18 protein-coding genes and 1 pseudogene are annotated in these 26,074 nt (G+C 44.0%); 6 read left to right on the top strand and 13 right to left on the bottom strand.

Annotated features, from left to right (window positions below):
- Positions 1–163 precede the first annotated feature (163 nt).
- From ACT3TH_RS01470 to mrcB, 4 genes are all read right to left on the bottom strand, one after another.
- Positions 164–1,357, bottom strand: coding sequence for a DUF3426 domain-containing protein (locus tag ACT3TH_RS01470; protein WP_444754078.1), 1,194 nt, complete (start codon positions 1,355–1,357; stop codon positions 164–166).
- Positions 1,358–1,539: 182 nt separating this feature from the next.
- Positions 1,540–2,466, bottom strand: coding sequence for a 50S ribosomal protein L11 methyltransferase (prmA, locus tag ACT3TH_RS01465; RefSeq protein ID WP_444754077.1), 927 nt, complete (start codon positions 2,464–2,466; stop codon positions 1,540–1,542).
- A 119-nt stretch (positions 2,467–2,585) separates the two neighbouring features.
- Entirely contained in the window at positions 2,586–3,413 is an 828-nt protein-coding gene (locus ACT3TH_RS01460; RefSeq protein ID WP_444754076.1) for a tetratricopeptide repeat protein, read from the bottom strand.
- Positions 3,414–3,445: 32 nt separating this feature from the next.
- Positions 3,446–5,926 carry a penicillin-binding protein 1B gene (gene mrcB, locus ACT3TH_RS01455; RefSeq protein WP_444754075.1) on the bottom strand — a complete coding sequence of 827 codons (2,481 nt, stop codon included), beginning with the start codon at positions 5,924–5,926 and terminating at the stop codon, positions 3,446–3,448.
- A 372-nt stretch (positions 5,927–6,298) separates the two neighbouring features.
- On the opposite strand from mrcB, the gene ACT3TH_RS01450 reads away from it, so the two are divergent.
- Positions 6,299–9,112 (top strand): heavy metal translocating P-type ATPase, encoded by a 2,814-nt coding sequence (locus tag ACT3TH_RS01450; protein WP_444754074.1) that lies wholly within the window; start codon positions 6,299–6,301, stop codon positions 9,110–9,112.
- 142 nt (positions 9,113–9,254) lie between these two features.
- Here ACT3TH_RS01450 and ACT3TH_RS01445 read toward each other — a convergent pair whose 3' ends face one another.
- On the bottom strand, positions 9,255–9,977 hold the full coding sequence (locus tag ACT3TH_RS01445) for a Bax inhibitor-1/YccA family protein (RefSeq protein WP_444754073.1): 723 nt from the start codon (positions 9,975–9,977) through the stop codon (positions 9,255–9,257).
- Between the two features lie 322 nt (positions 9,978–10,299).
- Here ACT3TH_RS01445 and ACT3TH_RS01440 point away from each other — a divergent pair, with 322 nt between their 5' ends.
- Complete coding sequence (locus ACT3TH_RS01440) at positions 10,300–11,304, top strand: NAD(+) kinase (RefSeq protein ID WP_444754072.1); 1,005 nt, start codon at positions 10,300–10,302, stop codon at positions 11,302–11,304.
- A 40-nt stretch (positions 11,305–11,344) separates the two neighbouring features.
- Positions 11,345–11,656 carry a YeaC family protein gene (locus ACT3TH_RS01435; protein ID WP_444754071.1) on the top strand — a complete coding sequence of 104 codons (312 nt, stop codon included), beginning with the start codon at positions 11,345–11,347 and terminating at the stop codon, positions 11,654–11,656.
- 212 nt (positions 11,657–11,868) lie between these two features.
- Here the strand turns inward: ACT3TH_RS01435 and ACT3TH_RS01430 are convergent, their stop codons facing one another.
- The 5 genes and pseudogenes from ACT3TH_RS01430 to ACT3TH_RS01410 form a co-directional block, all read right to left on the bottom strand.
- Positions 11,869–12,243 carry a HopJ type III effector protein gene (locus ACT3TH_RS01430; RefSeq protein ID WP_010199421.1) on the bottom strand — a complete coding sequence of 125 codons (375 nt, stop codon included), beginning with the start codon at positions 12,241–12,243 and terminating at the stop codon, positions 11,869–11,871.
- 202 nt (positions 12,244–12,445) lie between these two features.
- A pseudogene (csrA, locus tag ACT3TH_RS01425) lies at positions 12,446–12,613 on the bottom strand (carbon storage regulator CsrA); the annotation flags it as partial.
- A gap of 412 nt (positions 12,614–13,025) precedes the next feature.
- Positions 13,026–14,312, bottom strand: coding sequence for an aspartate kinase (locus ACT3TH_RS01420; RefSeq protein ID WP_444754070.1), 1,287 nt, complete (start codon positions 14,310–14,312; stop codon positions 13,026–13,028).
- 303 nt (positions 14,313–14,615) lie between these two features.
- Positions 14,616–17,288 (bottom strand): alanine--tRNA ligase, encoded by a 2,673-nt coding sequence (gene alaS / locus ACT3TH_RS01415; RefSeq protein ID WP_444754069.1) that lies wholly within the window; start codon positions 17,286–17,288, stop codon positions 14,616–14,618.
- 157 nt (positions 17,289–17,445) lie between these two features.
- A complete protein-coding gene (locus ACT3TH_RS01410) occupies positions 17,446–19,029 on the bottom strand; it encodes a TIGR00341 family protein (RefSeq protein ID WP_444754068.1) in 1,584 nt (527 codons plus the stop codon).
- Positions 19,030–19,319: 290 nt separating this feature from the next.
- On the opposite strand from ACT3TH_RS01410, the gene ACT3TH_RS01405 reads away from it, so the two are divergent.
- The gene (locus ACT3TH_RS01405) at positions 19,320–19,532 is read left to right on the top strand and encodes a hypothetical protein (RefSeq protein ID WP_444754067.1); all 213 of its coding nucleotides are present in this window, start codon (positions 19,320–19,322) and stop codon (positions 19,530–19,532) included.
- A 98-nt stretch (positions 19,533–19,630) separates the two neighbouring features.
- Here ACT3TH_RS01405 and ACT3TH_RS01400 read toward each other — a convergent pair whose 3' ends face one another.
- On the bottom strand, positions 19,631–21,025 hold the full coding sequence (locus tag ACT3TH_RS01400) for a L,D-transpeptidase family protein (protein WP_444754066.1): 1,395 nt from the start codon (positions 21,023–21,025) through the stop codon (positions 19,631–19,633).
- A 383-nt stretch (positions 21,026–21,408) separates the two neighbouring features.
- Between ACT3TH_RS01400 and prmB the strand changes: the two genes are divergently transcribed.
- Positions 21,409–22,584 carry a 50S ribosomal protein L3 N(5)-glutamine methyltransferase gene (gene prmB, locus ACT3TH_RS01395; protein WP_444754065.1) on the top strand — a complete coding sequence of 392 codons (1,176 nt, stop codon included), beginning with the start codon at positions 21,409–21,411 and terminating at the stop codon, positions 22,582–22,584.
- 99 nt (positions 22,585–22,683) lie between these two features.
- Positions 22,684–23,787 (top strand): chorismate synthase, encoded by a 1,104-nt coding sequence (gene aroC, locus ACT3TH_RS01390; protein ID WP_444754064.1) that lies wholly within the window; start codon positions 22,684–22,686, stop codon positions 23,785–23,787.
- 136 nt (positions 23,788–23,923) lie between these two features.
- Here aroC and ACT3TH_RS01385 read toward each other — a convergent pair whose 3' ends face one another.
- Together ACT3TH_RS01385 and creC are read right to left on the bottom strand one after the other, a co-directional pair.
- Positions 23,924–24,124 (bottom strand): hypothetical protein, encoded by a 201-nt coding sequence (locus ACT3TH_RS01385; protein WP_444754063.1) that lies wholly within the window; start codon positions 24,122–24,124, stop codon positions 23,924–23,926.
- Positions 24,125–24,296: 172 nt separating this feature from the next.
- Positions 24,297–26,042, bottom strand: coding sequence for a two-component system sensor histidine kinase CreC (gene creC, locus ACT3TH_RS01380; protein ID WP_444754062.1), 1,746 nt, complete (start codon positions 26,040–26,042; stop codon positions 24,297–24,299).
- Positions 26,043–26,074: the final 32 nt, after the last annotated feature.

Raw genomic sequence — 26,074 nt, 5'->3', positions numbered from 1 at the left:
AACCATGAAAGGGTAGGGTATTATATCAAACTAATTTTGTCTAGCGCTGTCAAATTGGTCGTTATCATTGCAGCGGGATTGCTGGTTAAACTCAGTTTATAAGTTTTAACATTTTAGTTTCTATGTTACTGATCAAGACCAATTTGGCTGATAAACAGTCGGTTTAATACAGCGGGCTTATGGTAATTTCCCGAATTTTTGTATTAGCAACTGGTATGGTAAATAGCAATTGTCTACCACTGTCAGCAGTCAGATGGTTTTGCTTGCTCACAAGATAGTCTTCTGGTGCTGCAATAAACTCTCCAATCATATCATTGGCACCATAGATACTAACCTTGAGATCTGGATACAGCTGTGCTTTTGCGCTTTGGTTATTTAACGTGGCACTGACATCGCTAAAGCTACCCGTTTTATCGACTTGACTGGATCGATGGTCAAGATTGGTAATTGTGAATGCGGTCAGATCAGCGCTAGGCAAACTACAAGCAGCGACTGAACATATCGCCTGAAGGCGTTGAGCATAAACAGGGTCTTTAACCAAATTTTCTAGATTGAAAATGACATATTGAGCAAAAAGTAACAGCGCCAATACCAAGCATCCAAGCGTCCATAATAACGATGCAATCCGCTGCTGCTCTTGTCGCTCTGAGGGCGTTCCAAACCTTGCTTGTGTTTGGGAGTGCCTAAGCTGGGCTTTAGAAGTTTGAGAGTCGCCTTTAAGAGGAACCCCCATATCAAGCAACAGTTTTGATAGATCTGTGTCGTCTTGCTGCGTATCTTCACGTTGATTCTGTTCTTTAAGCAGTTCTTCAAGCCATGAGTTGTCCGCAGTACGATCAATACTTGCATGAATGTCATTAGCCGCTACTGAACTGAGTATCGGTTGTGCTGTTGATGAATGCTTGGAAGCCGTAGTAGCTGTAGTAGCGATTGACGGTTTTACGGATGAACGGTTATCTTTACTGGTTACTTTAGAAGTATTATTTGATGGTTCGTTAATGACTGTAGAAGTATGACTGGCTTCTGTTAACCATGCGTCCATACTATCTAACGAGTCGTACTCTAAGACAGCTTCTGATGATTCATCGATATCCATGTCATCATAAATTAGGTCGTCATGGATTAGCGTATCAGACGATAAATCCTTTGTCTTTTGTGTATTGAGTGGTGAATTACGGTTACTTGAGCTATTTTTATGATGAGTATCAGACGTGACTGTATCACGCTGCTGCATGCCCAAAAGACTCTGCCCACAGTGTTCACACTTGATAGTGGCGTTCACTTTATTTATTTGAGTTTGTTGTACATTTAAAAGAGCTTGGCAGTGAGGACATTGAATGTTTATGGGCGTGGTCATAGGGTCGAATCCAAAAAAGTATGGTTATCAATACCGCTTAGCCACTCACTACAACTGCCCACACATTGCTCATACTGCTATTTAAACGCGCTAAAAATTCATCAGTCACGGGCAAGGACAGAGTGGCGTCAAACACATAACATTTGACTGCCCTCTATCGTAACAGATGTAATTAAATGTTGCTAGCCTGTAAATGTACCAGATAACCGTTGCCAATGCTGTTCTTCTTGCGCAGTGAATGCATGCTTTGGATCAAGAGCAAAATATGGCTGATAAGCTGCCGTTACTTGCTCTGTTTGTGACTCTATTAGACCTGCCAACACGATACGGCCTTTTGGTGCAATCAAGGTAGCAAAATAGGGGGCTAAACCGATAAGTGGCTTGGCCAAAATGTTGGCAACGATGACATCGACAGCCGGAATATCATGTTGTGAGCAGTAATCGGTAAACGCCTCTGGCAAAAACGCTTGCAAACGGTCACCAACATGATTGCGTTCTGCATTTTGATTGGTTGCAAGCACCGCTTGAGGATCGATATCGACCGCGTACACTTGGTGTGCGCCCAGTAACAATGCGGCAATGCCCAAAATACCAGAACCACAGCCATAATCAATGACTACTTTATCGGTTAAGTCTTGTTCCGTTAGCCAATCGAGACACAGTCGGGTGGTAGCATGATAGCCAGTACCAAAAGCCAGACCTGGGTCCATAATAATATTGGTTGCGTCAGGATTGGGCGGTGTTATCCAATTAGGTACAACCCATAAGTTATTGGCGCACTCGATGGGGTGATAGTTACTCATCCACTCACGCTCCCAGTCTTTGTCATCAACAGCACTCAGCCAAATACGCGTGGCCTGCACTTGGGCGGCAATTTCATGACTCAACTGCTCGACAGCTTGATAGCTACCTGTATCGGTGGTGGCATCGAACAAGCCTGTTAGAATAACGTCATCCCATAGTGGCGATTCGCCCGGTAATGGCTCAAACAAAGGCTGGTCGCCTGCGTCGTCAAGAGCAATTGACAAAGCCCCTGCTTCTAGTAGCAGTGCTTCAGCCAAATCGACGTTTGCTTTTTCACACTGTAAGTGTAGTTGTTGCCATGCCATAACGATAACCTTGAATAAAAATAAATATATGTGTGTGTTTCAGATGAACTATGAATGCATAGTGCTTAAAAAATTAATGCTATAAATTGCATGCGTAGAATGTGAAAACTCTATCGCTATTAGCGTAAAGCTTGCTTTGCTTCACTGACTACGCGCGAGTTGCCCTGCGCTTGTCCTGATTGTAAAACAATTTGCCATAGTGCTCGTCTGCGACCAGTGTCTTGCGAGACACTAAGACCACGTCTAGCCATCGCCTCTGCTTTACGAGGTTGATTCTTTTTCAATGCAACTTGTGCCAAATAAAAATATACCGCAGAAGATTTGGGTGCTAAGCGCTGCGCGCGGGTAAAGCTGTTCTCAGCATTGGTCAATTTACCAGCTTTGAGTTGTGCGATACCTGCTTGCATCAAATTGCGAAAAGCTGGCAAGTCACTGTTATTGCTTGTCGCCTTTTGTGTTCTTTGTTTTGAGTTTTTTCTAGCTTGTTCTAATAATTCATTGTGTGAAGGCGCCGATGGCTCAGAAATCATATAATCGTCACGAGAAGGCGTGATAATAATAGTGTCAGGTTGAGGCGATGTTGTAGAGCTAGACTGAGTGATTATAGGTGTTTCTTGCGTTAATGGATTCGACGAATCAGAAGGTTCGGAAGAAGCATAAGGCTCAATTGTCTCAACGCTTTCGATATCGGTTCGAACAATGGGCGCTTGGGTGACTGTTGTCACCGTCGTCGTGACTGTTTTCGGTGTTTGTGATGATGGAACAACAGTTGGGACGGGTGTGGTTCGCATCGCAGCAGGCAGATTGGGTGCAGTCTGGCACGCACTCAAACTCAACATGGCGATAAGTGCGCCACCTGCCAATAATGTGTTGGCAGGCTCGATAATTTTGCATCGCATGATCATAGCTTGCTTGCTTGGCACCGCTTGCTTTATAGATAACACCATGTTGAGACCCTTTTTAAATGTTAAAAACAATGTTAGAACCATTCAACAGCACGGTCATACCAAGTGTCAGCACGAGTTGCTGCATCATTCCCATTTTGTCCTTCACTGTCTTCTTGGCTAGCATCATCAACGGCTTCACCATTTGGGATATCTAGACCTTCACGGCGGCGCTGCTGATTGATAGCGCTTTGCTGATTTTGCTCAAGATTACGATCTTGTTGATATAAGCCGATAGCACAACTACTGGCTTCTTCTGGTAGATGTGCAGTCATCACAGGTAAGTATCGAGCATCGGCACAGCGTTCATTGGACAGCTTGCCTGAATTATTTTCAAGCCATAACCATTCAATGCCTTCAGGTTCTGGTAGGGCTACAGGCGTAAGTTTTAATCGTTTCATATAATCTACCCAAACTGGTAGTGCGCCAGTGCCACCGCTCAAACCGATAGGTTTATTGTCGTCACGGCCAACCCAAACGACACTGACATAGTTGCCGCTGTAACCAGCAAACCAAGCATCGCGGTAATCGTTGGTGGTACCTGTCTTGCCTGCGAGGTTTAGATTGCTGCCAAGCGATTGCACACGTTTGGCTGTACCGTTTGAAACCACTTGCTGTAGCGCATAGTTTGTCAAAAAGTTGGTTTCAGGCGGGATGCTACGCTGAGTATTCAATCCAGTACGTTGTAAAATACGGCCACGATCATCAATCACGGTACGGATACTATGAATAGGAGTGCGAAAGCCGCCAGTGGCAAATACTTGGTATACGCCTAGCATATCCATTGGGCTAAGATTCACTGAACCTAGTAGAGCAGAAGGATAAGGCGGGATCTTTTCTTTAACACCCATGCGCTGTAATTGTTTGGCAAAGGTATCTACCCCAAACTCCATGCCCAAGCGTACCGCGCTGTGGTTATATGATTGTGACAACGCTGTGGTCAGTGGTACATAGCCATGATCGCGATTGTCATAGTTTTTGGGGTTCCACTTGGTACCGTCGTGTAGATTTACAGTAATTGGTGAATCGTCTACTGAGCTGGCTAGATTGTAACGACCACTTTCAAGCGCTGTCATATAAATGATTGGCTTTAATAACGAACCCACTTGACGCTTGGCATCGACAGCACGGTTAAATCCTGTAAATTCACTGCCACTACCGACCACAGAGACGAGCTCGCCAGTTTCAGGATTGGCACTGACTAATGCCCCTTGTAGATTTTTGGTTTTGCTACTATTGCGACGCAGCTCGCCAAGTTTGGTATCAACTGCTTTGTCTGCTGCTAACTGAGCAATGGGGTCTAGAGTACTAATGATGATTAGACCTTCGTTTTTAAGGTCGTCAGAATAGTAGACCGTATTCAATTCGCGTTTAACGATGTCCAAAAAGTCAGGAAATTGACTCTTGCCTTCAACAGGCTTATCAACGACACCAAGCGACTGCGCTACTGCTTTGTCGTACTCTGTTTGACTGATTGAACCCACAGCCAGCATATTACTAAGCACTACGTCTCGGCGTGCTTTTGAGTCGTTTGGATGACGTCGTGGGTTATAAATACTAGGGCCTTTTGCCATACCTACGAGCATGGCTTGCTGATCCAAGCGCAGCTCATTAAGTGGCTTGTCAAAATAAAACTGTGACGCTAAGCCAAAACCATTGATAGAACGGTTGCCATTTTGACCCAAGTAAATCTCATTGAGATACGTTTGCAAAATTTCATCTTTGCTATAGTGCAGCTCAAGTAACACTGCCATCATTGCTTCATTGGCCTTGCGTTTTAGCGTACGGTCTGAATTAAGATAAAAGTTTTTGATCAGCTGCTGCGTGATGGTCGAGCCACCTTGTCGAGAGCCACCAGAGAAGTTATTCAGGACGGCGCGCGCGATGCCGCGTATCGACACCCCTTTATGCTCATAAAACGCGCGGTCTTCAGTGGCTATCAATGCATCAATCAGTGGTTGTGGTACATCATCTAAAGACACAACCAGACGATCTTCATTGCTGTCTGGATAAATACCACCGATATTTACAGGCTCTAAGCGAATAATGCCACTTTTGGCGGGTAAAGTGCTTTGGATCGACTCAATTTTGTTGTCAGCAATGGTCATTTTAATGACCTGCTCGGCGTCTATGTCGTTCGCGCTATAAGTAAAACCGCGCGTATGAACAAAGTAGGTATTACCCGAGCGATAATAACTACCGGTGCGATCATAAGCTTGGTTGCTTTGATAATTCAGCAACTCTAGCCATGTTTTCATCGTGTCTCTATCGACGTTGGCACCTTGATATAATTCAAGTGGCTGAGAATATACTTTGGCAGGAATGTCCCAACGCTTACCTTCAAATTTATGGGTAATGGTGCGATCAAGCTTCACTAAATATAGCGCCAATAACACCATACCAGCAATAATGATGATTAATATGAGACTACTGAATACCAAGCCGCGCTGTTGTGAGGGTAGCGTATGTTGAGCAGACTTAGAGGACCGTAATAGCTTGGAATTGGATTTTTGCACTGATGTCGCACCATTTTTGGATAAAAAACTGCCTCATAATGACGCAAATTGACAAATTTTTCAATCTATCATCATTAATACAAGCATTCATTGTTAGTAGACTGCAGGCAGTTATGCTGCTCACAGCACTGGCTTATAGTATAATTGGTGTAGAAACACCGATATCAATAATAAAGCGTTGAGCGCTTTTAATTGGGTTTATGAATGCCATATAAGATAGCAGTTTACGGTTGCTATCACGATGTATTTTCTATGAATCCGCTACTATTACAAACCGCTATCTTGAACACTATTAAGCATTATGAATGATAGCAAGTTTACTGAGAACGAATAGGGTTCGAGCAAACCTATATAAAGGAAGTAAGCGCGATTATGTCTAGTACTCCATCACCAGCGGCACCCACTATCAGCCATCATTACAAAGACAATTCTATCACCGAAGGTTTGGTGCTACCACTTGCAGGCCATTGTTTTCATTGCGGTGATCCAGTGCCGCAGCCGCCATTTCATGCTGAGATATTAGGCAAGTCACGTGAAATGTGCTGTATGGGCTGTCAACTGGCCTCACAAAGCATTGTGGAAGCAGGGCTTGAGCAGTATTATCTTGACCGCTCAGAAATTAACCGTACGGCGAGCTTGCCTACCCAGTTGACTCGCCTTGAAGTTTACGATCATGATGAGATAAAGTCGCAGTTTGTTTATGCGCAAGATGGACTGTCAGTGGCAGAATTGTCTGTCAATAACTTGCGCTGTGCTGCTTGTACGTGGCTGATTGAATCGCGTCTCGATGAATTAGACGGGATTAGCCAATGTCAGGTGAACTTGACCAACCAGCGTATGCGAGTGATTTGGGATGAGGACAAGTTACCCATTAGTCGCATTCTAGCAGTCATCAATGAGATCGGTTATGAAGCCAAGCCTTATCGGCAAGATACTCATGAAGCGATGTTGGCACGTCATAACAATCAGATGATATTGCGTTTGGGTATTGCTGCCTTAGGCTCTATGCAAGCAATGATGTACGCCGTCGCGCTTTATTTTGGCGAATATAGCGACATGTTGGTATTTCAGCGAGACTTTTTGCGCTGGGTATCGTTGTTTGTCAGCATACCTGTTTTCTTTTACGCTGGTGTGCCTTTTTTTACATCCGCTTGGTCAGCGATTCGCGTGCGTCAAGTCAATATGGATGTGCCCGTTAGTGTTGCTTTGATTATTACCTTTTTTGCCAGTCTTTATGCCACCGTTACTGGACAAGGAGAAACGTACTATGACTCGGTTAGTATGTTTATCTTCTTCTTATTGGCAGGACGTTACATTGAGCACAATGCCCGTCTTAAGGCTGCTACCATGGCCAATGACTTGGTGGTGGTTGAGCCTGTATTGGTACAAAAGGTTGCCGAAAACAAAGCGGCCGCTCAGCGGATTTTGCAGCAATTAGAAAAGAATGCGCTTAAACCAACCGCACTTGATAATGATGAGGCTATCAATCAGCAAGGTATCTCAAACTCTGCGCCCAACTTCATGCAAAGCATGGATGCTAACGTCCGGCAGTTAACCTCGCAAATCGCACGAGACTGGCAGCAGACACGCCATCAGCCATCAGTCCGATCACAATTAGAAACCAGCACTAAAGACTCTATAGAAGGTAGTAAAGAAGAGAAGCAAATGATGACTGCTCACAGTTTACAAGTGGGTGACATCATCATGGTCGAGGCAGGTTCTGAGATCATTAGTGATGGTATTTTACTCAGTCCAACCGCAACAGTTTCGCAAAGTTTGCTAACGGGTGAGGGCGATTTGATTCTCAAGACCCAAGGCGATTATATCGTGGGCGGTGCGCAAAATGACAGCCAACCGTTTGAGATGTTGGTCACCGCCTTGCCAGAAGACAGTCAAATTGGCTTAATTGATAGGCTCATGAACCGGGCCATGAGTGAAAAGCCAAAGCTTGCACAGCAAGCGGATAAGCTGGCACGTTGGTTTGTTGCACGAATTTTGGTACTGTCAGCTTTAGTATTTGTCGGCTGGTACACTGTTGAGCCGAGCCAAGCAATTTGGGCTACGGTCGCGGTATTGGTTGCGACATGTCCTTGTGCGCTTTCTTTAGCGACGCCAATCGCGCTGACAGTGGCGACCAATCGATTGGCAAGCTATGGCTTCTTAACAACGCGTGGGCATACCTTACAGACGCTTGCGGAGATCACTCATGTGGCTTTTGATAAAACGGGAACGCTGACTTATGGTAAGCCAAACTTACTCAATGTTGATCTGTTAGCACCCAATAGTGAAATAGCGTCCAGTCATGAGAAGGATACGTCATCTGAACAAAAAGATAGAGTACTGGCAATTGCTGCCGCACTAGAAGTGGGTAGTCGTCATCCCATTGCGCATGCCTTGCTGACCGCTGCTTATCAATTGCACCTACCGACGACGCAAGCATTGCAGCACTATCCAGCGGGCGGTGTGGAAGCTATGATTGATGGGGTGTTGTATCGAATTGGTCATATCGATTTTGCATTAGGTAGCATGGACAATGCCGAAGCAAGTGGTAGTTTTACAATTGATTTGGACGCTCACCGAGCCAGCTCAGCGGTGGTATTGTCTTGTCAGACAAAGGAGTCTGAATCTTGGCGAGCGCTGGCGTGTTTTTACTTTAATGACAAAGTGCGTGATAGTGCCAAGGCCATGCTTGATATGCTCAAAGGACAAGGCATTGAAGCGGTCATGCTGACAGGTGATCCGAGTCCCCAGGCTTTGGTTATGGCTGAAGGCCTAGGTATGCGATCTGCTTATAATGGTTTGTCGCCTACCGATAAGGTCGACCATATTCAACAGTTACAAGCCAAAGGAGCGGTCGTGCTGATGGTGGGCGATGGTATCAATGATGCGCCAGTATTGGCAGCAGCGGATGTCTCGACCTCTATTGCAGGGGCAGCGGATTTGGCACAAGTATCTAGCGACAGTATTATTCTAAATGGACAAATTGAGGCTATTACCGCTGCCAAACGTATTGCTAATAAAACAGAACGTATTATCAAACAAAACTTCCGCTGGGCACTTACCTACAATGGGATTGTATTGATACCAGCAGCGCTAGGTTACGTACCACCTTGGCTTGCAGCTATTGGAATGTCGCTAAGCTCATTGTTTGTCGTACTAAATGCGCTGCGCCTAAAGCGTGCTTGACACTGTCAAAAAGTTGTTAGGATAAATTCTTTATAGACTTTTAGACAGCGCTTAGCTTTGTACACAAAAAAACCGCCTTTTATTTAAGGCGGTTTTTTATTTAAAGCGACTATTCGACAAATTTTAGACTAATCTTTTATGATTAATCTTGCAGGTAGCTAAGCAGACGCATAAATTCAATGTACATCCATACTAATGTTGCAAGGATGCCGATACTGAATAACCACTCATAGTCTTCAGAAATACCCATTGCGACACCGCGATCGATATTATCAAAGTCTAATAGAAGCGTAAAAGAAGCGATAACGATTACAAATAGACTAAAGCCAATAGCGATAGCGCCACCTTCAAATAAAAACGGTAAGGTTGAGCCAAATGCTAAAGAAAGTACCCACTGTGCCACATAAACGAGCATGATAGCGATAACGGCTGAGGTCACGATTGAGCGGAATTTTTCAGTCACTTTGACCAAACCTGAGCGATACAGGCCAAGCATAACAGCTGCCGTCACAAACGTTGCACACATAGCTGTAACAGGAACAGTTGGATACATTCTCATGAAAAACAGAGAAATACCACCCAAAAATATACCTTCTAACAGTGCATAAGGTACTGCTAACGTCTTGGCTTTTTGCGGTTTAAAAGTAATAAAGAGAGCAAGACCGAAAGCGGCAAACATGCTACCAAAAGCCGCCATCGTAATAAAACCTTGTGATAATCCTGCCATAAGGGCATAAAAGAAAAAGCCCACACCAGTGATAGCGGATAAACCAAGTAATAGACTGGTCTTTTGAATGACGCCTTTGACCGTCATTGGAGTCCCGCCGATCGCAAGTTCTGCGCGACTGACAATAGGATTGGCCATACATGTATCCTTAATAATAAATTGTATAAATATCAGCTACTTTAGCAAAACCGCCATTATTGTCAACTGTGTTTGCGTGACAACTGTCAAGACTTGTCTCTACTCTGACCACGTTTCGAGGTTACTTTAGGTAGGCTTAGCCGCACTGAATGGCTAATAAAAATACTGAGCCGCCAAACCAATACGCACAGAGACAATTTGTAATTACTAATACCTAAGATTGATTACGACAGTTAACAACGATAATTCATAAACATGCTAGTCTAAGCGCTTATTTATCGCTATCATTGCCCTGTAATTCACCGTTATCCCGAGTCGTTTTATGGAAAACTCAGCGCAGTCAGAAAGATTGCCACATTTACATGAGTCAGAGCTGTTCCACGCTATCAAAAATCCAGCTTTTAGGCGCATTGGTTTGATGGGACGCGCGGGCAAGCGCAGTGTCACGCAAAGTTTGGTGCAGATTGCACAAACCATCAATGATATGAACCTTACTTTGATTATGGATGTGCAAACCGCGAATTTGCCTACCTTAAATCTCACTGAGGTTGAAAAGGTAAAAATCGTTAAACGCGGTTTGATTGGCGAGATTTGCGATTTGGTTATCGTCGTCGGTGGTGATGGCTCTATATTGCATGCTGCTGAGGCATTAGCACGTTACCGTGTACCTGTCTTGGGTGTCAACCGTGGCCGTCTTGGGTTTTTGGCGGATGTAAAACCTGATGAAGCAGCGTTCAAATTACGCCAAGTGTTAATGGGTGACTATCAATTGGATCATCGGTTTCTTTTGACTATGGAAATACGAGAAGGACGCAACATCATTCATGAAGATATGGCTCTCAATGATGTGGTGCTGCATGCGGGAAAATCGGTGCACATGATTGATTTTCAAATGAAAATCGATGGTCAAGATGTTTACAGACAGCACAGCGATGGCTTGATAGCAGCGACTCCGACTGGTTCGACCGCATATGCCTTATCTGGCGGTGGCCCTATTATTCATCCAAGTATGGATGCTATTTGTTTGGTGCCTATGCATCCTCATACGCTATCTAGTCGGCCGATCGTGGTGAGCGGCAATAGCGAGGTCTGTATTCGCATCCATGAAGACAATCGCACGCAGCCGATGGTCAGTGCAGATGGTAAGCCAAGCGTCCCACTGGAGCAAGAGCAGCGTCTTTATATTCGTAAGCATCCCGATAAACTAACGTTGCTGCACCCGCCTGGTTTTGACTTCTATGAAGCTTGTCGTACAAAGTTGCATTGGAATGTCCATGCAGAAGAATTCAGTCTGGATGGCGATGATGATATTATGGATGATGAATAAGCGCATCAGTGATATAAAACAGTAGTGGAGAGTAAGTAAGATGGATAAACAAACGATATTAGCAAGTCTGACGCCAGACGTGGTGGATAAATTTCGTATGGCGATTGAGCTGGGAAAATGGCCTGATGGTCGTAAAGTAACCGCTGAGCAACGCGAAACTTGTATGCAAGCAGTGATGGTTTGGGAGCATGAGCATCTACCGCCTGCTGAACGCACAGGTTTTATTCATAAGCCAGTGAAGGACAACGGCGACATTGTTGGTGCTGAATGTGAGGTTGAGCATGAGCAGCATTACCCGAATATGCCTAACCCTAAAGGCGCTGTGCAACCAATCAAATTTCGTAATAAATAGAGCCAATTACAATCAGTTTAGAATAAAACAGTGATACGGGAAAAGCGTTATGCTGGTATAAACTTCATCGCTTGTTGTGTCATTGCAGAAAGAGGTTTTGATAAATTCATACCAGCAATACTGTATTTTTAAATTGAGTCAGTTACATTAATATTGAGCTGTAATAAAAAAGCCACGCTATATAGCGTGGCTTTTTTGTGTTTGATAAATAATTAAAGCGCAGTCGTATCAACACTGGGACGTACAGTCAGCGGATTCTTTTGCATCAAAAACCCTTGCCAACCCCAATGTAAAAAGTTGCGAATATTGGCATGATCAGTACCGTTAGGAGTAGCTTGAACTTTGGCATAATGCTCGCCAAAGAGTTTTAACGTATCCAGCTGGTTTAGACCGTGATGCTTGGCAAAGCCAAAAATTTTCGCACTACCTTCGTTTTCACCAGCTGCATTATGTACCATGCCATTCACAAAAGGGGCAGGTGCATAACGATAAAAATCATCGATAAAGCTGATGACATCATTGAATCCAATGGCTTTTTTATTCAAACCATTAAGTAGAGCCGATACATCTGATTGGCGAATACTCATAAATAAATGACCTCAGAGCAGATTAAAAAAGCAAAAACATAGTATATATAATATTTATAAAAATATAATGATGATATTTGCTTAATAATGATTAATGGTTAAGCGTTAAATACTACAGATCGGATTAGCGATTAAAATAGTCTTCGTCATCGAATGAAGGCGCAAAACTGCCTTGCTCAAGATGCTGCATTTGCGACTGTACAGAACGCTCATGCTGAATACGTTGGTAAATCTCTTCGCGGTGTACGGCAATATCTTTAGGTGCATTTACACCGATACGTACTTGATTGCCTTTGACGCCTAGGACAGTCACACTGACCTCATCCCCAATCATTAGCGTTTCGCCCACGCGGCGTGTCAAAATTAACATGCGTCACACTCCTTATGTCGCATCAACAAATTATTACTCATTAGATCACTTCTCAATTGCAGGACATCACCGCAGCACTAAACGCGCAATGTATCGATAATAACCACAGTACTGAACGTTGTGCCAATAGCGGCGATGATAGGTAGATTCATTTAGCCCAAATGAAAGCCCATTATAGGGGGCATAACAGATACTGTCACGGATTTTCACAAAACTATTGGGTAAATACTTACCTTAGCAATAATAAAAAATAAAAATAGGATCTAAAAAGACCCTATTTAATGAACGTATTATCGACAGTAAGTAACAACCAATTGGTGAATAACCATGAAAATCAAATCTTTATTTCAAAGGTTTGAAACAGATGATAGTCCAGCGATGGTAAATATTGCTCTAGAGCCATCAATAAGTATTAAAGACCAGCGATTTTACTTTCGCCGTCTTCACGGTCAAGACCGAACGCTGTATGCAATGATTTAACTGCTTTTTCTAGATGTTGGTCTTGAATCAATACAGATACTTTGATTTCACTGGTGGAGATCATTTGGATATTAATGTTGTTTTCCGCCAAAGTTTGGAACATAAGGCTAGCAACACCTGCGTGTGAGCGCATGCCAACACCAACTAGGGAGACTTTAACCACTTCGCTATTGCCCAATACTTCTTTAGCACCAATCTCGTCTTTGACTTCTTCATTGAGCACTTTCATGGTTTTGTCTAAGTCAGAGCGATTGACGGTAAACGTAAAGTCTGTTGTTCCGTTGACTGATAGGTTTTGCACAATCATATCGATTTCGATATTGGCGCGACCAATCGGGCTTAAGATAGCAGAGGCAATACCAGGGTGATCAGGTACACCGCGCACTACAATTTTTGCTTCGTCTCGGTTAAAGGCGATACCTGAGATGATTGCCTGTTCCATATTGTCTCCTTCGTCAATCGTAATTAGGGTGCCAACGGTATCTTGAAATTCTTGGTCAAAGCTGCCGTCAGTATTTTCATCAAAGCTAGATAGTACACGCAAAGGCACACCATATTTACCAGCGAACTCTACTGAGCGAATCTGGAGAATTTTTGAGCCCAGACTGGCCATTTCGAGCATTTCTTCAAAAGTAATCTTTTCAAGTTTTTTGGCTTTTGAGGTCACCCGTGGGTCAGTGGTATAGACGCCATCGACATCGGTGTAGATTTGACACTCATCTGCGCCTAATGCTGCTGCAATAGCAACACCCGTTGTATCAGAGCCGCCGCGACCCAACGTAGTGGCATTACCGTCTTCATCAATACCTTGAAAGCCTGCCACGATGACGATATTACCAGCTTCTAGTTGTTCACGAATATTTTTGTCATCAATACTTTCGATACGCGCCTTATTGTGCGCGCTATCGGTTTTGATGGCCACTTGACGACCAGTAAATGAACGGGCACCAATGCCAAGCTCTTTAATTGCCATCGCAAGCAACGAGATAGAGACTTGCTCACCCGTTGAGACCATTTGGTCGTATTCACGGGGATCAGGCTGGTTGCTAATTTGGCGTGCCAGATCAATCAAACGGTTGGTTTCACCACTCATGGCAGACACGACAACGACTACTTGATGACCGTTGTCATGCCAGCGTTTGACGCGTTTAGCGACGTTTTTGATGCGGTCAATACTACCCATAGAGGTGCCGCCATATTTCTGTACTATTAACGCCATAAAAACCTACCTATTATTCATGAATGACCTTTCGTTATCATTGATTGAGAGTCAATACGACTTTTAATCAATGCTTACATAGATACAGCCGTATTATAAGAGCGCGCCCTATACTTTTTATCAATGTGCTACTGCTTGCCTTGCACTAAGCGGACAAGCAATGCGTTCAAGCGTTGACCTTTATATCATATCTGCGTCAGAACGTTAAGTAGCAGGGCGACTTAGATGTATGGCGATTGGTTATAGCCCTTATAACCAATCGCCCAACTTGCACGATAAAACCAAGCGTGCTTTCCTTCATTTTTAACCAAGCTGGCTTTCAATCCAAGCAGGTAACGCATCGATCACGGCTTTGCTATCATTAGACTTTGGCGCACCGCCTTGAGCATAGTCAGGCTTACCGCCGCCTTTACCGCCAAGCTTACCTGCCAAATGACGAATAATATCACCGGCTTTGATTTTGGCAGTGAGAGATTTGGCCACACTTGCCGCTAGTGCCAATTGGTCATCTTTATCGCCAATCAAGACGATGACGCTATCAGGCAGCTTGGATTTGATATCGTCCATAAGCGTGCGAATGGATTTGCCATCGATACCGCTTAAGGTACTCACCAGAACTGGCGTGCCAGCGATAGTCTGAACGTCATCAAGTAAATTGGCTGCTTGAGCACTGGCGATTTTTTGTTGTAAACGTTCGAGCTGTTTTTCTAAATCGCGCTGCTTGTCGGCCATAGTGCGTACACGCTGTGCCACTTCAGGACGTTTTACTTTTAGCTGACTTGCCAATTCGCTCAGCTGTTGTTCGCTTTGCTGAATATTTTTAACAGCATTCATACCAGTGACGGCTTCAATACGGCGAATACCAGCGGCGATACCTGACTCGCTAGTGATTTTGAGGACGCCGATATCACCAGTGCGCTGTACATGCAAACCGCCACATAGCTCAATAGAGAAAGGCTTGCGCTGACCATCTACGATGCTGTCCGTACCCATCGTCAACACACGAACTTCGCTGCCATACTTTTCGCCAAACAGTGCCATCGCACCTTGTTTCATCGCTTCATCAATAGACATGTGCTCGATGCGAGCTGGGGTATTGGCCTGAATTTGCTCATTGACTAGGCGTTCTACCCGTATAATTTCAGCAGGAGTGACAGGTCTGTCATACGAGAAGTCAAAACGCAGCACCTCACTTGATACCAATGAACCTTTTTGTGTGACTTCCTCGCCCAAAACTTCTCTTAGTGCGGCATGCAAAAGGTGAGTGGCCGAATGGTTTTTGGCACTTGCAGCACGGATGCTAGAGAGTACGTGAGCGTCCGCTGTTTGTTTGGTATTAATGTCACCCATGGTAACCACACCATGATGGATAATGGCCTGACCAGACTTCTTGGTGTCTTGAACCTCAAAAACGCCTGTTTCGGTGCGTATTTCACCCAGCTCTCCAACTTGACCACCACCTTCGGCATAAAACGGTGTGCGGTTAAGAACAACCACGCCTTCCATACCTTCAGTTAAGGTTTCGGTTGTACCGCCATCTTGATAAAGGGCGTCAACAATCACGCCTTCTTCTTCCAGCTGCTCATAGCCGATGAAAGTCGTTGGGTTTTCTACTTGAATAACGCTACTGTAATCGACATCGAATTTGCCTGCATCACGAGCGCGCTCACGTTGTGCTTGCATGTGTTCATCGAACTCAGCTTCATCAATAACGATGCCACGCTCGCGTGTGATGTCAGCAGTCAAATCAAGCGGGAAGCCGTAAGTATCATACAGCTTAAAGGCAGCTTCACCAGAGAGAGTATCGCCATCTTTTAAGCCTTCAAGCTCGCCGGCAAGCAAGCGCAATCCTTGAGCAAGTGTCTTGGCAAACTGTGCTTCTTCTTTTTGAATGGCGTTTTCGATGACGCTTTGTTTATCGGCCAGCTCAGAATAGGCTGTGCCCATTTCTGCAACCAGTGGTGCGACCATTTTATAAAAGAAATCACTGTCTGCGCCAAGCTTATTACCATGGCGAACGGCACGACGAATCACACGGCGCAACACATAGCCGCGACCTTCGTTACTTGGCGTTACCCCATCAGCGATCAAAAACGCAACGGCGCGAATGTGGTCAGCAATGACTTTTAGCGATGACTGTTGTTCATTTTTAATGTTTAAAATCTCAGCCGCAGCATCCATTAAGTGAGTGAACAAATCGATCTCGTAGTTGCCGTGGACGCCTTGCATGATGGCACTGATCCGCTCAAGCCCCATACCTGTATCAACACTTGGTGCAGGCAACGGTAGTAACGTCCCATCTTTTTGACGATTAAATTGCATGAATACGCAATTCCAAATCTCAATATAGCGATCGCCATCTTCTTCAGGTGTACCCGGCAAGCCGCCTTCGATATCAGCACCGTGGTCATAAAAGACTTCGGTACAAGGGCCACAAGGACCTGTATCGCCCATCGTCCAAAAGTTATCAGACGCGTAAGGTGCACCTTTATTATCACCAATGCGAATGATGCGCTCGCTTGGGATGCCTATATTTTTATTCCAAATCTCAAAGGCTTCATCATCGGTTTCGTAAATGGTCACATACAAACGGTCTTTATCAATCGCGAGCCACTTATCTGATGTCAAAAACTCCCAGATATATTCGATACCTCCCTGTTTAAAGTAATCTCCAAAAGAGAAGTTACCGAGCATTTCAAAAAATGTATGGTGACGCGCAGTATAGCCAACATTGTCTAAGTCATTGTGTTTGCCGCCAGCACGTACGCATTTTTGTGAAGTGACGGCACGTGTATAGTCACGCGTCTCCATACCCAAAAACGTCTCTTTGAATTGATTCATACCCGCGTTGGTAAACAACAATGTCGGATCATTGTGCGGAATCAAGCTGGACGATGGAACTGGGGTGTGCTGCTTGCTTATGAAAAAATCGATAAAGGCTTGGCGAATATCGGCTGAGCGAAATGGCTGGCTCACAGCGGCTCCTTACTGACGGATAGAATGGAATGAAATAATTTTGCATGCGATTTTAGCACAAACGCCCAAGCTCTTGGTACAAGAGTTACAACCGCTCGCGTATTATGAAAATAAAGCCAACATTTTTGTTTATTAACAATACTGGCTAGAGTAGAGGTTAATTGGTCAAAATCGTCGCATCGGTCTCATCAAGCTTATCTTGTATCAATGGATCGGCTTCAATCACTTGTACGGGCAAATAACGCAATTGCAGTTTAACCGGCAAGTAATTGGGGAAATTCTCTGCCATATCTTTGGTAATAGCGGATTCGATTTGACGCACGTCATATGAGGTAGGCGTTGTTTCACCACGAATAACAGCACGGATAACTTGATTCTTATCTATAGTGTCAAACTGAGTATTGGTTAAGACATTACCCTTATCAATAAAATAGGTATTGATGGCTTCTTTTACGTTATTCTCAAACGCCTGTTGCTTGGCGTTGGTCTGTAAGTTAATGGTCAAATACGTACCCAATCCGCCCAATAGCAATAGAGTGACGGCATTGCGCTGTAAAAACGTCAGATAAGTATTTGACTGATATTCTTCATCGACCAAGCGGCGAAAACCTAGAACCCATAGTACAAGCGCGTTGGTAAATTGAATAGCAATGATGTTGGTCACTGCCAACAAAAGAGCGCCAAAACCAAGCTGTATTTCACCATTGGCAAACAAAATACCACTAGCAGCAAGGGGTGGCACCAAAGCAGTGGCAACGGCCACACCTACCACCGCAACTGAGAGGTGCGGTGACACCATGGCATACGCACCAGCAGTACCACCCGCTAAAGCGATCATTAAATCCATGGACGTCGGCTGGGTACGCGATAATATTTCTGCCGTCAATGGCTGATCTTTATGCAACCACCCAATGATAAAACCTACCAGTATGACCAATGACACACCGATAAGTACGGTAATAATCGACCTGCGTAGCAGTGGCATACGATGATCAATAATCGCTAATGCTACGCCCGTGATAGGGCCTAGCATCATGGCAACTAGCATTGCTCCAATGACTACCGCCGCTGAATTGGTTACAAGTCCATAGCTTGCGATGATGGCAGAAAGTATGTTCATGATGAAATACATTTTGCTAGGCAGCGCGTTCGCCTCAATGGTCACTCTAACTTCTGGGTAATCGACTTTTTTATTGTTAAATTGCTCTGCCACAAATTGTTTATAAGACTCAAGTTTGGCTTCTTTTTTTTCTTTGACTTCTTCTTCCTCTTCTTTTTCATCGTCTTGTTGCGGTTCACGGCCTTGATCTGTTGTCGATGGATTACTTGCTAAATGCTCGCTTGTTGGTTCTGGCGCAATCAAATCCTGATCCTGTACTTGGGTTTGAGGCGTTTCTAATGCTTCATCATCTAGCGCTATGACTTCCTCATTTGAGGATGCTTGTTCTGAAAGCACTTGCGATTCGCTTTCAGGCAACCCCGTGTCTGAATCAGAAGTCTCTAATGAGGCAACCACCACATTAGGCGCAATAGATTCCATTTTGACTTTCGCTTTAGGTACTTTCGCGCAGGCCGTGTCTTCAACTGGCTCGTTTGGATCATCAACTACCATCTGCTTTAGAATAGAATCATCCGTTGTAGATTCAGTTAAAGAATTAGATTCGATGTTAGGCTCAGCAGCATCCACTGAGTCTTGTGCCATAATCGACTGATCAGAAGGCGATTTTTCGGATTTGGTCATAGCAGATAGCTTTATTGAAAGATAAAAGAGAGTCGATATTGTAATGATAAATAAGTAAAACAATAGGAGTTTTTTGCGAATAACCGGATGAATTAATAAGGTATAGATAGCAGCGATTCAAAAGACAGATGAATGAAACTGAAAGTATAGATAAAAAACCTTAATCGTAACAGGGTTTTAATTTTTAGTCATCCAATATAGGTAGACTTGAAAGTTATGATAAAACCTTAAAGATTTTGTGGGTTTAATGTATAAAGGTACTATATCCACAATAAAAATGAGGAATAGTTATGAACTGGCCATTATTCTCTGTCATCTATCTAATCGCAGCAACAGTCACGACGGGTATTTTTATAATTGTTGCCTTAGTCACAGGCCTTAACGAAATCGCTCATGTGCAAATAGCGGTAGTATTGGGTACTTTGGCTGCCATTCCTGGAGCGATGTTTTTTACCAAAAAAGTCGGCAGTATTACGGGTAATGAAGAACATTATAAGGTGTAAATTAGAAGACAGAAAGTATAAGAAAATAAAGCGTCTAAATATATTCGTCCATAAAAAAAGACCTTAATATCAAGGTCTTTTTTTAGAGTCATTATGGATTATTTAAGCTCGACAGTTGCACCATTTTCGATATTGGCATAAACCTCTAGCACGTCCCAGTTGGTCAAACGAACACAACCCGCTGATGCTTGGCGACTGATACCTTCAGGTTTTGGTGAGCCATGTAGACCGTACGAAGGCTTAGATAAGCCCATCCATACGACGCCAACAGGGTTGTTTGGACCTGGTGGTAGCATGAACACTTTTTTCTGAGCGCCTTCACCGACAGTGGCTTTATACCAAGGCATTTTTACTTTGTTAATGATTTTAAACGTACCTTGTGGAGAAGGGGTGGTGTCACTACCAATCGTGGTTGGATAGGTGGCAACCAACTTATCGCCGTTATAAGCGTAAAGTGTTTTTTCTGCCTTATTAGCAACAACACGGTTGATACGCTGATTCAATGGACCACGGGTATTGAGAACTGTGATTGTCTCGCCAGCTTTGTAGGTTTTGTTTGTATTCAACTTATCTAAGTAGCGCACGTCCATATGGAAGCGTTCGCCAAACATCTCTTTAATATCTTGATAATAAAGGCCTTTCATTTTTGACTTAGCTTCTGATGTAGCAGGCGTAGGTGCAAAGTTGGTATTGATATCATCTTCAGTGATGGTATAAGTGACCAATACAGGTTTATTCGCAGGAATGTTTTTAATCAATGCATCCCATGTTTTTTGATCCATTTTACCTGTAGCTGGCAAGCCCTTCATGGTTTGGAAGTTGATAAGTGCCTTTTTACTATTCATACCCCAGCCGCCGTCGATAGGACCAGGAGATGCATGGTTCCAGTCGAGCAACGCTTGCATCTTGATGGTCATCGCTGAGTTGACTTTCATGTTGGGTGACCAAGTAGCCTCATTGACTTGCTTAGCATAGTTTGACAAGTTCAGCGTGGTGTATCTTTTACCATCTTTGTCTTCAATATTTTTGATGGTAGGATCATCACTGAAGTCTTGACGTTTTTCACTGTCAGGCAGCTCAAAGGCTAGCGGATCGGAAGAATCAATAGATGAAACATCGCTAGGCGCAGCCACAGCTTGACCTTCACTGATATCATCTGTGCCGTCAGAGCGCTCATCTTTTAGAGTCAGTTCAGCAGCACTCATACTGTTTGCCGCAGCTGTTTTCGATTTCACTGATGCGTCTGTTTTCTGTTTTGAATCAATCAGCTGAGTCATACGGTCAGACGATTGAGGCTTGGCAGTAACTCGAGTATCTGCGGAGCTAGTACGGTTTTCTTGCACGTTGAGGCTAACTTTTTGAGCAAGACTAGGCTGTGAGTCAGCCGTACGTACTGGCACTGTACGAGTGTTATCGGCAGGAGCGGCAAGCGCGCTAACACTGGCACCAACAACGGCGATAGATATGGCAGTAATAATGGGCTTTATTTTCATAACATTGAGTCACTTGTAGTTGCTACTAATGCGGCTATTATGCGCATAATTTGACTGGTTCGCAAACTTTTGACACATCTTTTTTCACTTAAGGCTTGCTAAACGTCAACCGTTGACGTATTCACTACATTCTGGCAATAACGTAGCGCAGATGTATATAGCGTAATGCCTGATTCTTACTGATTTCGTCTGTCATCTGTACTCTTCGATAAAGGGAACAAAAACAGGGCAAGCGCAAATATTGGCGCTACTTCATGTTTGTGTCTATAATGGAAGATAGGATTTCTATTTAAAAAATCAGCTTTGAATAAAAAGCAATTTAACCCACTCGCATGTAGTCAGTGACCATTTAGTCAGTGATAATGCAATCAGTCAGGTGTGATATGTCAGAAGACCAAACAATGAGCGCAGAAGAGTTTCAAAATCAATACTTCAATGATGATCAATCTCAAGGATTAGAAGATGAGATAGAGTATGATTTAGAAACAGGTCTTATCGGTGAGCAGAGTGAATTTGCCAATTTGCATGCAGAGCTCGAAGAAGCGCGCGAGCAACTCGTCAGTATTCGCGATTTCATTCGTTTTTCGGTCACGCAGCTCCGTAATTATGATGTGGTTGTCGCCCAAGGTACCACCGATGAATTTGCTGAAGCCGCCGCCATTGTCTTGCATTCACTGTCTTTAGATTGGTCAGCGAATGAGCAAATTCTCGATTGTCGTTTGACCACGTCAGAGAAGCAGTTGGTGCTAAGCTTGTTAGAAGAGCGTATCGCTGAGCGTAAACCACTAAGTTACTTGATCAACTTGTCGTACTTCTGTGATTTGCCGTTTTATGTCGATGAACGTGTTTTGATCCCGCGCTCACCCATAGCGGAATTGATCCGTCAGCAGTTTCATCCGTACTTTGATGTCAATGAGTTGGCCAAACCGATTGGGATTGGTGCCAATGAAAAAACAGCCGTATTCTACGATCACGGTTTAGACGTTAAGCAGTTGTCACAGCCTGAACGTATTTTGGATTTATGTACCGGTTCAGGTTGTATTGCTATTGCCCTTGCGACACGTTTCGTTGATGCACTGGTCGATGCTGCTGATATTGATAAAGGCGCACTTGAAGTAGCAATGGTCAACGTCGACCATCATGATCTTGGTCATCAAGTGAATGTGATTGAGTCTGATCTGTTTGCCAAGATTCCTGCCGAAAATCAGTATGAGCTGATCGTTACCAATCCGCCTTATGTTGATGCGGCCATCATGGCAGACCTGCCACCTGAGTTTTTATACGAGCCTGAGCACGCGCTAGCAGCGGGTCAAGATGGGTTAGACTTGGTCCATCGTATCTTATTTGAAGCGCCAGATTATCTTAGCCCAGAAGGTCTGCTGATTTGTGAAGTGGGCGATAGTGAATGGGCGCTAAAACAAGCCTATCCTGAAATTCAGTTTGACTGGCTAAAATTTGCTCATGGGGGTCATGGCGTTTTTGCGATTACCTATGATGAGCTAATAGCAAATCGTCCGCTGTTTGCCGCTTTTGTACAGCAACTAGATGGCATCCAATAACCATGCCTGGATATTAAATAAGCATAAACAATATCATTCAAAAATCATAAATGATTGGTCAAATAAGCAGCAGTTGCAGTTACTTGTTTAAGGATAAATATGGCAGGCAATAGTATTGGGCAGGTTTTTACTGTCACCACTTGTGGCGAGTCGCATGGCGCAGGTCTTATGGCAATCGTCGATGGCGTGCCACCAGGCTTAGTGCTGTCTGAAACAGATTTGCAAATAGATTTGGATCGCCGCAAACCGGGGACGTCTAAATACTCGACCCAGCGCCGTGAATCCGATGAAGTTGAGATCATCTCTGGTGTATTCGAAGGTAAAACGACGGGTACTTCTATTGGTCTGTTGATTCGCAATACCAATCAAAAATCCAAAGACTATAGCGAAATCAAAGACACGTTTCGTCCGGGTCATGCCGATTATACTTATAGTATGAAGTATGGCTTTCGCGACTATCGTGGCGGTGGTCGCTCGTCGGCGCGTGAAACTGCGATGCGCGTCGCGGCTGGTGCTATTGCGAAAAAATACCTATTAGATCGCTTGGGTGTGCAAATCCATGGTCATGTCACCCAAATTGGTGATGAATATAGTCATGTACTAGATCCTAGTCAAATCGATTGGGCGTTCGTAAATAGCAATCCGTTCTTCTGTGCCGATAAAGAAGCTGTTGGTCGCTTTGAGACATTGATAGACAATCTTCGCCGTGAAGGCACAAGCTGCGGCGCTCGTCTTGAAGTTATCGCAAGTGGCGTCCCAGTCGGACTTGGTGAGCCAGTATTTGACCGTTTGGATGCGGATATTGCTCATGCAATGATGAGTATCAATGCCGTCAAAGGAGTTGAGATTGGTGATGGGATGGCAGTCGCTGGTCAATTTGGTCATCGTTCTCGTGACGAGCTGACGCCAGATGGTTTTACAGCCAATCATGCAGGCGGCATATTGGGCGGTATCTCATCGGGTCAAGACATCCGTGTGAATATCGCTCTTAAACCGACAGCTAGTATTACGACTGCTGGCAAAAGTATTAATACGCAAGGGGAGTCGGTGGATATGCTGACAAAAGGTCGTCATGATCCTTGTGTTGGTGTACGCGCCACGCCGATTGCAGAGGCTATGCTAGCAATTGTATTGCTTGACCATTATCTGCGTCATCGTGGTCAGAACGCGGATGTCGAACAGCCAGTAGAACCAATTATTTAGACAGTTTGTGGTAATGCTATTAGCCCTTTTTTATCTTTAACGACATATGATTAGAGGTAGCAAAGGGCTTTTTTATGGCTGTTTAAAAGAGTATTGATTGAGTAAATGTGACCTAATAAGGTTGTTGACAAAGGGTCTAAGCCGCTAGCTGGTAATCATCAATAGCTACGCATCGCTGATGTCGAAACACCAGAAGCAGCTGTTGACTGGGAATCGCTAGCCAATGTCCAAAAGAGACGATGTCAATGCCTTCACGCGATAAAGTCTGTAAACAATAATGACGGCTATGACCTAAAAGTTTCTCTATTATTTGGTTTTGCTCGATAAGATTTTGCATGGCTTTTCTATCCTTAGTCTTGATGACGAACTTTAATGACGTAATCGTATAATAAGCAGATAGAAAACCTATGAAGGAATGATGGAAAGTTAATGAACTGTTATTAAGAGTGCAGATTCTTATGATAAAAAAGTGAGTTTAGGCGGGCGCGTATTAATTTTTTCTAGAGGTCTTATGATCCATCCAAAGGTAACGTAATACTGACCATGACACCAGTAAGTTGATTAAGAGCAATATAGTTTTTATCATTGTCTGCGGTGACATTGGTGATAGCGACATGACCGCCGTGATGTTCAATCACTTGTTTCACTAAGGTTAGCCCAAGACCAGTGCCTTTTTTAATGGTGCTGGGAGATGGGTTCGGGTAGCCTGCTTCAAAGCTTTGATTCTGGCTCTGTGCCGAGTCTTTAACTGGCGAAGAGGTTGTTGAAGGATGAAGGGTTTGGCTGTGATGCGATAAGCTAAAGTAGCGATCAAAAGCTTTATCAACTGCATAGTCAGGGAGCAATTTGCCATCATTAAATATATCGATGGTCACCGTTTGTACAGTGCTATGCATATGTATAATGACTTTGTTTTTGGCAAAATGAATGGCATTGTCTAATACGTTTTGCAATACCTGCACCAACCAAAATTGGTCTGCAAATACGCTGGTGTTTGCTAGTAAATCTAGCGATGATAGTACGCTTTCAGTCATCTGCTTGTCATCAATATAGATGTCGATAGGTGGCAGGTGCTGCTGTTGTAATTTGGCACTATTGTCTTTGGCAAGATTTTGTAATAGCGGTAATAACGGCGTCAGCTGTCGATTAAGCTTAAAGGTCGGTTGCTCAACCTTGGCTAATAACAATAGGCGATCAATCAGCTGCTGCATTTTAATGCTTTGCTCACCGATGGTTTGGATAAGCATTTGCCGATCCTCTTCATCAAGCCCATTGTCTTCTAGTAGCTCACTGCTGGCACGAATTGCTGTCAAAGGGCTTTTGAGCTCGTGAGTGAGAGTGTGGACATACTCTGTGACATACGCTCGATTTTCTAACTGATGTTTCATAGACTCAATCGTATCTGTCAGACTATTGAGTTCATGACCTAAATAAAAATACGGTTTTTTGGTATCCTCCGCCAATGCACTGGTGTATTGAGTCACTAAGGTGATGCTCTGTTTGAGCCACCAGGCGACCAATCCTGCTAAGATAAGAGCGGCAATGCTCATGAGTAGTGCTGTGATAAACATGCGATTGCGAGTATTGTCCAAGTAGGGCAGCACGCTAGCGACCGGCTTACCGACGCTGACAACCCCGATTAGCGTACCTGCATCATTTTTTATAGGCTGCGCCACATACATAATTGTACCGTCACGCTGGTTGTGATTTTGTGTGGTGCTCCTTGCCCCGTACTGACCATTCAGGGTCAAATACACATCATTCCAGCGACTGTAGTCTTGCCCTTCGTCATTGTCAGGTTCGGGGAGTGAGTCGTAAATGACAACCCCTGTCTTATCTGTTACGTATACTCGAAAACTGCTGGAACTTTCGTGTTTATCTTCTGGTTTGATCGCAGTATCAGTGGTCGGTATGCCGATAAACGCAGTATCCAGTTTTGCTTGATAAAAATCATCGTATAACTGTCCTGAGGACAACGGTAACTGCAAATTTGCCGCAAGAAATTTACTGGTATCCAATAAAGTATCTTCGATAACCTGCTGCGCGGTTGGTTTGACATAACCAAACAATTGAGTAAAAACGACTACCCCGCAAATGATGAGAACCAAAGCCACGGCCAACCAAATTCTGAAAAAAATACTCAAATTTAGCAACCGTTTGGGTTTCGTCGTTTGCTGCGCGGTGCCTATGGGATGCAACTTTGCATACCAATTGCTTTGATTGGTGGGAGGGGTATGGTCAGCTTTGTGATTCATATTTTATAAAGGCTATTAAAAGTAATGGAGTG

This window comes from Psychrobacter sp. AOP22-C1-C5 (assembly GCF_052378885.1).
Lineage (GTDB): Bacteria > Pseudomonadota > Gammaproteobacteria > Pseudomonadales > Moraxellaceae > Psychrobacter.
The sequence above is the reverse complement of the archived record's forward strand: the minus strand, read 5'-3'. Positions and strand labels throughout refer to the sequence as shown.